We start from the raw sequence: 12,598 nt of genomic DNA, 5'->3' as shown, positions 1-12,598 counted from the left end.
GAAACATTATTTCCTAGGCCCATCCGCCATAGGCGGCCATCGCAAATTTCATAATTTATGCAGCTACTCATACAACCCCTACATGGCAGTCGAGCCGATTTATCATTCATAACTCTCCCCTTATATCGGAACATAATTCAACATTCATCGGCTTTATTTTCCAAAATTAGTAATGTGCTCAGAAAAAAACGTTCTATTATTGAGCTTAATTCCGGCCTTCTTGCGCCAGCTCCATATCGCTCTAGCCCACTAAATCCAGCAACGCTGGTTTTAACTTATTAAATTTAAAAACAAAGCCTCGGTTCAACAAGGTCTGCGGTAATACTTTTTGACTATCCAGAAGCAGACTTGAGGCCTCCCCCAACAACACGCGTAAGACTATTTTAGGCATGGGGAAAATCGCCATACGATGTAAAGTCTTGGCGAGTACTTGAGTGAAAACCATGTTCTTTTCAGCATTCGGCGCAACCAGGTTTACCGGCCCGGAAATATTAGTTTCGTTTAGCAGAAAGTGGATAGCGTTGATGTGATCGCGATAATGAATCCACGCCATATATTGCTGCCCAGTACTAATACGTCCACCCAAACCACACTTAAAAGGCAGCAGCATCTTTGCCAATGCTCCCCCCTGCGCCGATAAGACAATACCGGTTCTAAGTAAAACCACCCGAGTATAAGGCTCTGCCTGCTTGGCGATAGTCTCCCAGCGCTGGCATAGCATAGTAGAGAAATCTCGTTCTGCAATAGAAGACACTTCCGTTAAGGACTCATCCCCCCGGTCTCCATACACTCCAATGGCGGAACCACTGATAAAGACCTTGGGCGGCATCTTGCTGTGAGCAAATAGTTGAACCAACTCCTCAGTAGTCTGCCAGCGACTTTGGCAGATCTGGTCTTTTTGCTGCTCACTCCAGCGCTTACCAATGATGGGCTCACCGGCGAGGTTAATAACAGCGTCAAATCCATCTAAATTGTGAAGCTTAGCGAGGGAGTCTATATATTTCACCGACGCAGGCAGAATCGATTTTGCCTTAGCAATAGACCGAGTAAGCACCGTAAATTCAAAACCCACTGCACTGCTTATCAATGCGGATCCGATCAAGCCTGTTCCGCCTGTTATTAATACCTTCATCACACTCCTCCCGTGTGAGCGTATAGCCACCGCTATCTGACTTAGCTGCACTCAATGTTTCTAGAAACGCGATATATACCTCTTTATTGTGTGCAGACTACTGACTGCCACAATCGCTGAAGACTTCGCTCGTTCCAGTACGTAGATAGGCGGTAATTGGATATTTAAACGTTTAAAAATATCCCTGCCGGATCTATGCTTAGACGGATCCAGCGGTCTATAGATAGCCTAGCAGATTAAAATACCGAGGCATTAAAATAAGAAACATATTGAAAGAGGGCTGCGGGACGACAGGCGGCATTATTTGTGTTCACCCTCAAACTAGAGAAAGCATGAAGGTGAAAAATAAGCCCCTGGCGCGCCCTAAGCTTATGGAGCCTGCACTGGGGCTGCGCAGGTCATTAGTGAATCTAGACCGGTATTGCTTAGCAACTAAATCAACACTAAGGAGAAAAATACCAACACGCCAAGTCCGCTGAGTAACAGAGTTTTGCCTCTATACATGGGGGACATCCACCCCAAGTACAAACCACTCAGCATAATCAACACCAAGCCCAGCGCAAATATTCTCTGTAGCACCACATAGATTGCAGGGCCATGGCCTTTATGGAGCTCCATCATAATGGCCTGCAAATTAGGATTAAGCTCTTCAACCTCGACACCAGTATCTGTTTGTCTCAAGGTATAATTTACTCGACTTGAAGGACGGGTATTAAAGCTGTCACCGCGCGCGCGCACCTCTTCAACCCGGGTTTCGATATTTAGGGAAGCTAATAAGGCAGCCACATCGGCTTCGAGTGTCTCACTGTCAGCATCAAGGCGCGCGCCAGTAATTTGCCCAAGCACCGTACGGCTTGTCTCGCCCTTATAATCAAGTAGATACAATCCACCTGACACCGCCATAATAATAACGATAGGTGAGAAAAAAGCTGCTAGGTACAGATGAATAGATACAAATAGTTTGCGCGACATCAGGCGATACCCTCAGCAATGAAAATAGCCTTGAATTATCGCTGTTTACTCGCCTAGTTGCACCCATACCTCGCAACAAATTTACCGCGAAAACTGGTTTAAAATGCGTATTGCCAGCCAATATTTAGTGTCGACTGAACGTCCATTTGCGGGCCATCCAATTCCTGATAAAACGGCACACTGTATTCCAGCGCCAAGCGCTGGCCCTTCAAGCTACCAGCGGTGAACAAGTAATTTGCACCAATGGCTATATCACTGCGCTCACCACCTTGTGCGCTAGGATCGGCGGTAGGCACCATCATGGGATTTAATTCAGGGTTGCGGCCTTCGATATTGTCCCAGCTGCTGTGCTTAAGGCGCAGCGAACTGCTTAGCGACGGCGACCAGCTGCGCGCCAACCATGTATTAAGCTCGTATCTGTCACCCAGCGTGTAATCATTATCATTTTCCGAAAGACGATGAGTCACCATTAACTGTGCGCCCCAATTATACTGGCTCGAATAGGCTTGATAAGTTATTCCCGGTAACAAGTCATAGGTGCCCGAGCCCAACTGCATAGGGTAAGGCAATAAGGCATTGCTCATGGCAGGGGTGTCGTCGCGCTCATCAATTGAGCCGGTGGGCAAGCTTAGGCCAAGGTTGAGGTGCACGCGATGACGCCGGTCAAGCGAATGATAGACATTGACCAGAGCGCTGACTTTTGCGTCGCCCACGCCCTCTGACTCGGTCGTAAACATCGCCCCCATCCGGGTCACATGGTCCATTTCATTTTTGAGTAAAGGCAGCATCACCATCATAGTGACCTTGTCATTTGGTGCATACATCGCCCCAAACATATGCATATCCATGGTCATTTTGCGCGGCGCCACCATGTAAGGCCCCGGATTCATCATGGTGCCAGTAATCTGGCTGGCAGAACGTGTTTGGCTACCGTCAAGATTGCCATCCATCTCCATGCGCATATAGCGGTAAGAAAACATCCACTCACCGGTCTTGTGGGTATGATCTCCCATCACGCCGAGCGGCGCGTGCGATATTGCTCCAGACGCCAATGACGCACTAGTAGTAGATTCGTGAGCCAACAATGATGGCGAGGCAAGAAATGTCATCACAATGAGAGTCTTACGCATACAGCGTGCCTTTTTGGTCAATGATATTAAGGACGGCAAGTGTAACAAGCAGGTGCCGCTGGGAGGATGCGACAAAGTGTCGCATCAAGGTTCCGGCGCTGCTCACAATACACGCGTATACTTGGAATTTGATAACACACTGAATATATTTGCGACCCGACATGGCATTACGAAAAACCGACCTAAACCCGAACACCGCTAATCTGCGCGGCCTCTGCATTATTAGAAGTCTCGTGATTGCGGGGCAGTTCGGCGCGGTACTCTACGCTGAATCCCAGCTAGGTTGGCTACTCCCTTATGTGATGCTCAAGCTGCTACTCGGCGCCATTTCGGTATTCGCACTATTCAGTTGGTGGCGTAGTTTTCGCAGTTGGCCGGTGACTGATATCGAGTTATTCGTCCACCTGTGTGTCGACATTATTGGTTTTAGTGCCGTGCTATATTTTTCTGGCGGCGCCAACAACCCCTTCATTTCTTACTTGCTGGTGCCCCTGTGTATTTCTGCAGCAACACTGCCATGGGCCTACGCGTGGACCTTGAGCGCGCTGGCATCCTTGTCCTATAGCTTACTGTTATTTTTCTTCATTCCCCTGGAGGCAGTATCACCACTTCATCACCAGCACGGCATGGCGCCAAACACACACATATTGGGAATGTGGGCGAGCTTTCTGGTCAGCGCCCTCCTTATTAGCTATTTCGTATTTAAAATGGCTCATCGGCTGCGCCAACGCGAGAACGAGTTAGCACTTAGCCGCGAACACCGACTTCAGGATGAGCAATTGCTCGCGGTTGCCACCCTCGCTGCAGGGACCGCCCACGAACTTGCCACACCACTTTCAACCATGAAAGTGATACTTCAAGATTTGGCCGACCAGCAAGATCCAGAAAGTGGCGGAGACATTCATTTACTTGAGCAACAAATTGATCAGTGCAAGCACATTCTAAATAAATTGGTCATCACCGCTCGCGACCTTAGCGAAGGTGAATTTATCACCGTCAACGCGGGACAATACGTGGCGGAATTAATAGCGCACTGGCAAATCTTACGCCCAGACTGCGAACTCCTTAGCACAATCGACGATGACACCGCCGCCATCGAGCTGAATCTCGACGGCACCGTTGCCCAAGCTATCCTCAATTTATTAAACAATGCCGCCGATGTCAGCCCTCATAAGATACACATGAAACTACACCACACGAATAGTGAGCTGATATTTGCTATTAAGGATCGTGGTCCCGGTATTAACCCAGAGCAAGCGGCCATGCTGACCAAAGCTTTTGTCAGCACTAAAGGTAAGGGGCGGGGTTTAGGTTTGTTTCTCAGCAACGCTACCGCGAATCGCTACGGCGGCACCTTAAGCTGGCGGCAACGCGAGGGCGGCGGCAGCCATGTAGAGCTGCGGCTGCCGCTAAATAAAGTACAGAGGCAGGTATGAGCCACAGTGGAGAAAAGTTTTTATTAGTTGACGATGATGTCACCTTTGGCACCACTCTAAGCCGCTCACTGGAGCGCCGGGGATACGTGGTTGCTGTCGCCCATAGCGTAGATGAAGCACTGTTGCGCTGCGACGAGTTCAAGCCCGATAAGGCCGTGATCGATTTAAAGCTGGAAACACGCTCAGGGCTTAGTCTTATTCCGGTGTTGCGCCAGCGCTTCCCCCAACTGCGCATGATTGTTCTCACCGGCTATTCCAGCATTGCCACCACGGTAGATGCCATTAAAATGGGTGCCGAAAATTATTTACAAAAACCCGCAGGAACGAGGGAAATTCTCTCGGCTTTTGATGGCAATGTACTAAATAGCGATGCACCGGTCGACACCCTTAGCCCCCCTTCCCTGGATCGCATAGAGTGGGAACATATCCAGCGGGTACTAACAGAGAACGCCGGCAATATTTCTGAAACCGCCCGTCAACTAGGTATGCACCGCCGTACCCTGCAACGCAAGCTACAAAAGCGTCCCGTAAAGTCATAAAGCACTGCAAATAGAATGCTTCAGACCAAAAAAAACCGCACTGCAAAACAGCGCGGTTTCTATATCATAAACCTATAAACTTACTGCGTTAGGCCCGGGTCAATCTGAATAACTCGAACATTCCCGGTCTCCGCATTCGCGATCGCTAGATAGGCGCTGCCATCCAAGAAGAAGGCAGTAATACCATCTGCGCCGTACTCACCAACATCCGCCACTCCCTCGCGTTTATTGACGTACTGAACAAATTGCACGCCCAGCGGCGAGGTAATATCGTAAACCGCAATGCCGCCAGTACGCTCAAGACTTACAAAAGCGTATATACGGCTTAGGCTAGACAGCAAGGCCAGACCCTTGGGCTTAGCGCCACTTTCATCGCTGCCCTGATCGCCGTCATTAAAACCACTAGCCGCGATAGCTTGGGTAACTTTGGCTAGATCGGATCCAGAGTCATACATCAATTCTCCGTCTTCATTCCATATCGAGAATGAACGTGCACCGAAGGCGGAAATCTGATCAATGTCACCATCGTCATCGGTATCGCCCGCTTTAGTGCTAGCAAACAAGCGCCCTAACTGATCGCTATCTTGCGCCGCCAAAAAGCTTGGATTCGCAGTATCAATACTGGGGTTACCGCCAACGCCATCCAGCTCCTGCGCTCGTACCGCTTCAGTATACGCGGCGTTCGCTCTTACCTTACCTTCATTCGCAGTCACAAAATAATTCTTATTACCAAAGCGGTAAGCGGAAATACCATCTGGCTGATACAAGCCATAAACGCCATCCCATGTGCGAATGTCGATATTGCCATTATCATTTACATCTAGCTCATTGCCGGCAACGCCAAAGTTTTTGCTTCCAAGGGCAACAATGCGGTCGATACTCAGACTAGCTAAATCGATAACCGCCACCGCATTATTTTCTTGCAATGTCACAAACAGCTTTCTGTTGTCTAGTGAGACCGCAATATGTTCCGGCTCTAAATCTTGGGCAACCGAGGGGTTATTGGCCCCAAAAATCCGCACTCCAGCATCTAATGTTTCACTGCCGCCGACATTAAAATCTTCAAAACCGATGGTGGTGATCGTTGGCACGTCAACACCATCTGCAATATCTATAACGGTGACAGAACCTACCGGGTCAACGCTGTAATCATCACTGGGAATACCCTCATTGGCTACCAAAATGCGGTTAGACAAAAGCCCAAACACTAGCATTTTAGGGGCCGCACCGACGCTGTAGGTGCTGACCAAGCTCAGGTCTTCAAGGGCGTATAGCGCAACAATACCATTGGCTTGGGGATTAGCATTATCAATCGCCACCGCCACATAATTATTGCCAACCGCCACCCATTTAGGTGCGCCAATACTAATGCCGGCATCATTCGCTGCGTCCGCCAGGTTTAGCTGGCTACTGCTAGTGGGCGGTATAAGCGGGGTCGAAATATCCCAAACATCTACGACGTTGGCCTGATTATTCACCACAAACATCTGACCGTTAGTGCTATCCGTAGCCACTGAGGTGGCTGCATTGGCACCACTGATGACATCGTCACGCGCATAAGACGCGGAATCCGCATAATCTAGCGACGGTGCTACTGGCGCTGCAGTTTGCACCACAAACGCGCCGATAGGCACAACGGCAGCAATACTCGCATCACCATAAATACCGTACTGATTATCATTGAGCAGCACTGCGAAGTTAGTATCCAGCAAGGCCATCGCTTCAATATTTTCAGCTAATGGATCGATAGTGCTAGGCAGCGGCATAGTAAGTGAATCGAAGCCCAATTGCTTGGTGGCAAACTTGATGTCAGCCGGGCTTTCCTGTTGCTCCAAGCTCGGCACAGTACCGACAGAATCGAAGTTAGTACCGAGAATATTATCGGCATTGGCAAGGTTAATTCGGAAGTACTTGCTGATGGTTTTCGCTTGCTCTACGACGACTAGGTAATCTTCAGCGAGTGCAATGGCTTCATTAATAGTAACCACACTCTGATCGAGAAAATCGCCGTTGCCATCTAGATCGCCAGTGCTAGTCGATTTGATTCCAAAATTCGACGCCGGGTCAAGACGGTACAAATATTCGCCGACCATCGCGTTCGGTGTGCCATCGCTATTAAGCTCAATTTTACCAATACGCACTATACGAGAACTGTCGGCGCTCGCATTGTCAGGATTCGCCAGCGGACTCTGCATAATAAAATACAAATACAAATTATCTGGAGTCACCGCCAAGGCTTCGATTCCGCGACCCGTTTTACGACGGGAAAAAATACCCGGTAAAATACTGTCACTAACCACGTAATTTGCACCGCCGAGGTCATTGGCCTCTCCCGCCGGAACTTGTCGCTGCAGAACTCGACCATCTTCATCGGCAAGCAGCAGACTTGGGCCATTTTCCTCGGCAATCCAATATTTTCCATTGTCGAGTTTGACCAGGGCCTCTGGATCAATACCATTTGCCGATGCCGCTAACTCTGCGCCGTCAGGTCCAAAGGCTTTCTCATTACTTGAATTACTAAACGTATTTGGCAAGCCGTTTAGAGCCTGCCCGTTGCTATCACCCTTTAAGGTGATGACTTCAGTTTGCTCCAGTTTCAATTGCGTACCGACACCACTTAGCTGCCACTTAACAATCTTAGGGGTATAAGTCGGAATCGCAAAAATCGAACCGCTATTGGCGCCGCAGAAATTACTCACCCCAATGGCTGCCTGGCTATCAGCACAGTCAATGGTCGGGCCGCGATCGCTAATGGTGTAAAACACATTATTCGATTCGCCGATGGGGCGAAATGCGCCGCTGCCAAAGTTCTCAGTGAGATCTAGCGTTGAACCGCCAGCAAATGACACAGCTGCTAAACTTTCAGTGATAGTAAACTGCCTAGAATTCGGCTCAGTACCGGAGAATCCCGACGAGTTATTATTGCTACCACCGCAGGCCGCAAGCGTCACGATACCTATGGCGAGCGACAGCGTCTTAATGCTGCGCGTGGAATTCTGCGGTTCAAAAAAAGTCATCAATAGCGTCCCATTTTGCAAATACAGTCAGCACAAACGTGCGCCGGAGCTTAAGCATAGTGGCCAGACAATCCGGCCGTCATTGTTTCTTTGTCATTAAAACAAAAAGGCGCAACCGCGCGCCTTTTTGCTACTTGCCACTAAGACAGCTGAGACCGTCCCTTATTCGCTGCGATGCGCAAGCGTAAGGCATTAAGCTTTATAAAGCCTTCTGCGTCTTTTTGATTATATGCGCCAGCATCATCTTCAAAGGTCGCAATCGCCTCATCAAACAAGGAATTATCTGACTTGCGACCCACTACGACCACATTGCCCTTATAGAGTTTCAGGCGAACGATCCCGTTGACGAAATCCTGCGACTCATCAATGGCAGCCTGCAGCATACGACGCTCGGGGCTGAACCAATAGCCGTTATAGATCAGTTTGGCGTAGCGAGGCATCAATTCATCTTTTAAATGCGCCGCTTCGCGATCTAAAGTAATCGACTCGATTGCCCGGTGAGCACGAAGCATAATGGTGCCGCCCGGTGTTTCATAGCAACCGCGTGACTTCATTCCCACATAGCGGTTTTCAACGAGGTCTAGACGACCGATACCGTTATCACCACCCATTTTATTCAGGGTTTCCAACATAGTAGCCGGGCTCAATGCCTCACCATTCAATGTAACCGGATCGCCTTTTTGATAACCAATTTCAATATAGGTCGGCGTATCTGGTGCCGCCTCTGGGCTTACGCTCCAACGCCACATATCTTCTTCCGGCTCCCAGAATGGGTCTTCCAGCTTGCCGCCTTCGTAGGAAATATGAAGTAAATTGGCGTCCATTGAATAAGGCGACTTTTTGGTTTTGCCGGCAAAATCCACTGGAATATTGCGCTCTGCACAATATGTCATCAAGGTTTCACGTGAGGTTAGGTCCCACTCGCGCCAAGGCGCAATCACTTTAATACCAGGTTTCAATGAGTATGCACCCAGCTCAAAACGGACCTGGTCATTCCCTTTACCGGTCGCACCGTGAGAAATTGCATCAGCACCGGTCTCGTTGGCAATTTCAATCAGTCGCTTAGCGATAAGTGGCCGCGCAATAGAGGTACCCAGCAAATACTCACCCTCATAAATCGCATTAGCGCGAAACATAGGGTAGACAAAATCACGAACGTACTCTTCACGAAGGTCATCAATATAGATTTCTTGCACACCAAGTGCCTTGGCTTTGGCGCGGGCGGGTTCAACTTCCTCGCCTTGACCTATATCGGCGGTAAACGTTACCACCTCACACTTATAGGTATCTTGCAGCCACCTGACAATAACTGAGGTATCGAGGCCACCTGAATAGGCCAACACAACCTTGTTGATATCCGACATTACACACTCCGCTGAAGCCCCGCAAAACGCCATGCCTGCGGGATGAAAAAGAGCGCCATTTTACCGGTCTTTGCGCCGCCGCGCCATGCCGCGTTAAAACACCTGCAATATACCCATAATCAAGCCAAATTAGAGAGATAATAACTATTGACGCGGCAATCATCAGCGTAAAAAATAGCACGCATTGCCATCCGCCACGGAAGCCCACCGAACAGTGTTAGAAATCATTGATGTTTCGCGCCGTTTTGGCGACTTTGTGGCTTTAAACAAAGTGAATTTGCACATTCAGTCAGGTGAGTTTTTCACTCTACTCGGCCCCTCGGGTTGCGGTAAAACCACGCTATTACGACTCATTGCCGGTTTCGACCAAGCTGACCAGGGCGAAATTTTGCTGGACGGTAAATCCATCACCGCCCTGACGCCTGAGCAGCGCCCAATACATACTGTTTTCCAGAGCTACGCCCTGTTCCCCCACATGACCGTTGCCGAAAATATCGGCTTTCCGCTGCGCATGGCCAATATAGCCAAGCCGGATATCGATTTAATGGTCCGCAGCATCCTCGAAGACGTTCGACTGCCTGACAAGATTAATCACTACCCGGACGAACTCTCCGGGGGCCAGAAACAGCGTATTGCTATCGCCCGCGCCTTGGTAAATCGGCCGCGACTATTACTGCTGGATGAGCCACTGTCAGCTCTGGACGCTAAGCTGCGCGAACAAATGCAGATCGAACTTATCAATTTACAAAAAGAAGTGGGCATCACCTTCGTTTATGTCACCCACGATCAAGGCGAGGCGCTGGCACTCTCCCACCGCATTGCGGTAATGAATAAAGGTGAAATAAGTCAAATTGATGAGCCCTCCATACTCTATAGCTGCCCAGATAACCGCTTTGTGGCGGACTTTATCGGTCACTGCAATCTGCTTGATGCTACAGTCATCAGCGTTGGCGACCAAAACCTGCGCATTTCAATCCAGGGTCTAGGTGAATTGGACGCTTGCACCAATCCTGAAATTACACTCTCGCCAGGGGATTCCTGCGCTCTCACGCTGCGGCCTGAAAAGATTCGCTTGGCCGCACAATTGGATGCTGCCGCCGGAGAAGCCCAGTTCAATGGCCGCGTCCACGATATGTTGTATTTAGGCGACGTCACGGTCTATATCATTGAACTGGCCAACGGCGTTTTAATTGAAGCCATGCTCGCCAATGACGCACCCGGTCGCACACGCCTTTTCGACAGCGGCGATGCCGTTCAAATTGCCTGGCGCACCGACGCCGGCCATCTGGTGCCTTAGCCGGTGAACACACTGAGCACCAAGACCATAAGCCGCGGCGATCGCCTTACTCGCGCTTTACTGTCTCTGCCACCGGGGCTTTATCTGCTGCTGTTTTTCGCTGTCCCCAGCCTGATGATGCTATTTGCTTCATTCCGCTTTCCCGGCGAGTACGGCGGTCTAGCGCCTTGGTATTACATTGAAGATGGCGGCGTTACCCTCGACTTCACACTAGAGAATTGGCAGCGCCTATTTGAGTCTGATATTTATCTGAGCCTACTGATAAAATCGCTCAGCTACGCACTGATCACGACCCTAATCTGCCTTGCAATGGCCTACCCGCTAGCGCTAATGATTGCTCGCAGTAACAAACGCTACCGCGACTTATTACTACTATTGGTGATACTCCCCTTCTGGAGTAATTTTCTGGTGCGGATTTACGCATGGATGATTATTTTCAGTCCGCAGGGCGCACTTACTATCGGATTGAACACCCTCACAAGCAGTCTGGGAATGGAACCCATTACCCTGATGTTCAGTACCACGGCCGTCGTAACCTGCTTAGTTTATGTCCATCTTCCGTTTATGATTTTGCCTTTGTACGCGAATCTAGAAAAACACGACCATCGCCTATTGGAAGCGGCACAAGACCTCGGCGCCAATCGGTTTAAATGCTTCTGGCTAATTACTTGGCCATTATCACTACCCGGCATCTACGCCGGCGCAGTACTGGTATTTATCCCGTCATTAGGTATTTTTGCGATTCCCGATCTACTCGGCGGTACCAACGGAATCATGATTGGCAATGTGATAAAACAGCAATTTGTAGAATCTCGGGACTGGCCGTTCGGTAGCGTACTCTCGCTGGTTCTGACTGCGATCACGCTGCTATTGGTGCTTTTAGCCGCTAAGCTAGGTCGCCCTCCGGGAGAGAGCAATGGTAAAAAGTAATGCCTATCCCAGCAAAATACTGCGCAGCGTTGGCACCCTGGTTTACCTGTTTTTGTACCTGCCACTTATAGTGGTCGTGGTGTTTTCATTTAACGACTCTAAACTCAATGCCGAGTGGGTGGGGTTTACGTGGAAGTGGTATCAAAAGTTATTTGCAAACGGTGACATTCTTCACGCGGCTGCTAACTCGCTCATCATCGCCAGTATCAGTGCCCTCATCGCAACCATATTAGGCACCTTGGCTGGCCTCGCTATTTATCGCTTCCGACAGAAATGGCTGTCGGCGCTAGTCCTTGGCCCCATAGCAATGCCCGACATTTTAATCGGTGTCAGCCTGCTACTTATGTTTATTCTGCTTAACATGACCTTGGGGATGACTTCCATCATTCTTGCCCATGTCAGTTTTTGCATCGGCTTTGTTGCACTGGCCGTGCAATCCCGGCTATCAGGCATGGATCAAAGTCTCATTGAGGCAGCTCGCGACCTTGGCGCAACGCCACTGCAAGCCTTTTGGCTCATTACTCTACCCCTGCTAAAGCCCGGCATCATTGCGGGGGGCATGATGGCATTTACACTTTCTATTGACGATTTTGTCATTACGTTTTTTACTGCGGGTGTTGGCAGCTCAACCTTGCCACTGGAGATCTATTCGATGGTGAAAATTGCTGTCACACCTGAAGTCAACGCGGTGTCGACCCTGCTAATGCTGGTCACGCTTATTCTTATCACCGCGCTTTCCCGAATCTCACCAATAGTGTTGAGACAATAAGCCCATACCCCT

10 protein-coding genes are annotated in these 12,598 nt (G+C 49.5%); 5 read left to right on the top strand and 5 right to left on the bottom strand.

Annotated elements, in window-relative coordinates; genetic code table 11:
* Positions 1-241: 241 nt before the first annotated feature.
* From AB4875_RS05005 to AB4875_RS04995, 3 genes are all read right to left on the bottom strand, one after another.
* Complete coding sequence (locus tag AB4875_RS05005) at positions 242-1,132, bottom strand: TIGR01777 family oxidoreductase (protein ID WP_368374954.1); 891 nt, start codon at positions 1,130-1,132, stop codon at positions 242-244.
* 432 nt (positions 1,133-1,564) lie between these two features.
* On the bottom strand, positions 1,565-2,104 hold the full coding sequence (locus AB4875_RS05000; RefSeq protein WP_368374953.1) for a PepSY-associated TM helix domain-containing protein: 540 nt from the start codon (positions 2,102-2,104) through the stop codon (positions 1,565-1,567).
* Between the two features lie 98 nt (positions 2,105-2,202).
* A complete protein-coding gene (locus tag AB4875_RS04995; protein WP_368374952.1) occupies positions 2,203-3,234 on the bottom strand; it encodes a transporter in 1,032 nt (343 codons plus the stop codon).
* Between the two features lie 161 nt (positions 3,235-3,395).
* Here AB4875_RS04995 and AB4875_RS04990 point away from each other — a divergent pair, with 161 nt between their 5' ends.
* Complete coding sequence (locus AB4875_RS04990) at positions 3,396-4,670, top strand: ATP-binding protein (protein WP_368374951.1); 1,275 nt, start codon at positions 3,396-3,398, stop codon at positions 4,668-4,670.
* Entirely contained in the window at positions 4,667-5,209 is a 543-nt protein-coding gene (locus AB4875_RS04985; protein WP_368374950.1) for a response regulator transcription factor, read from the top strand. Before AB4875_RS04990 ends, AB4875_RS04985 begins: the two co-directional genes overlap by 4 nt.
* 80 nt (positions 5,210-5,289) lie before the next feature.
* Here the strand turns inward: AB4875_RS04985 and AB4875_RS04980 are convergent, their stop codons facing one another.
* Together AB4875_RS04980 and AB4875_RS04975 are read right to left on the bottom strand one after the other, a co-directional pair.
* Positions 5,290-8,226: a choice-of-anchor I family protein gene (locus AB4875_RS04980; RefSeq protein WP_368374949.1), complete on the bottom strand. Its 2,937-nt coding sequence runs from the start codon at positions 8,224-8,226 to the stop codon at positions 5,290-5,292.
* A 140-nt stretch (positions 8,227-8,366) separates the two neighbouring features.
* On the bottom strand, positions 8,367-9,590 hold the full coding sequence (locus tag AB4875_RS04975) for an argininosuccinate synthase (RefSeq protein ID WP_368374948.1): 1,224 nt from the start codon (positions 9,588-9,590) through the stop codon (positions 8,367-8,369).
* Between the two features lie 214 nt (positions 9,591-9,804).
* Between AB4875_RS04975 and AB4875_RS04970 the strand changes: the two genes are divergently transcribed.
* From AB4875_RS04970 to AB4875_RS04960, 3 genes are read left to right on the top strand one after another with little or no spacing between them, the layout of a single operon-like run.
* A complete protein-coding gene (locus AB4875_RS04970) occupies positions 9,805-10,887 on the top strand; it encodes an ABC transporter ATP-binding protein (RefSeq protein ID WP_368374947.1) in 1,083 nt (360 codons plus the stop codon).
* A gap of 3 nt (positions 10,888-10,890) precedes the next feature.
* On the top strand, positions 10,891-11,817 hold the full coding sequence (locus AB4875_RS04965) for an ABC transporter permease (RefSeq protein WP_368374946.1): 927 nt from the start codon (positions 10,891-10,893) through the stop codon (positions 11,815-11,817).
* Positions 11,804-12,586, top strand: coding sequence for an ABC transporter permease (locus AB4875_RS04960; RefSeq protein ID WP_368374945.1), 783 nt, complete (start codon positions 11,804-11,806; stop codon positions 12,584-12,586). Before AB4875_RS04965 ends, AB4875_RS04960 begins: the two co-directional genes overlap by 14 nt.
* Positions 12,587-12,598: the final 12 nt, after the last annotated feature.

It is taken from the genome of Zhongshania sp. R06B22 (genome assembly GCF_040892595.1).
In the GTDB taxonomy this organism is placed as follows: domain Bacteria; phylum Pseudomonadota; class Gammaproteobacteria; order Pseudomonadales; family Spongiibacteraceae; genus Spongiibacter; species Spongiibacter arctica.
The sequence above is the reverse complement of the archived record's forward strand: the minus strand, read 5'-3'. Positions and strand labels throughout refer to the sequence as shown.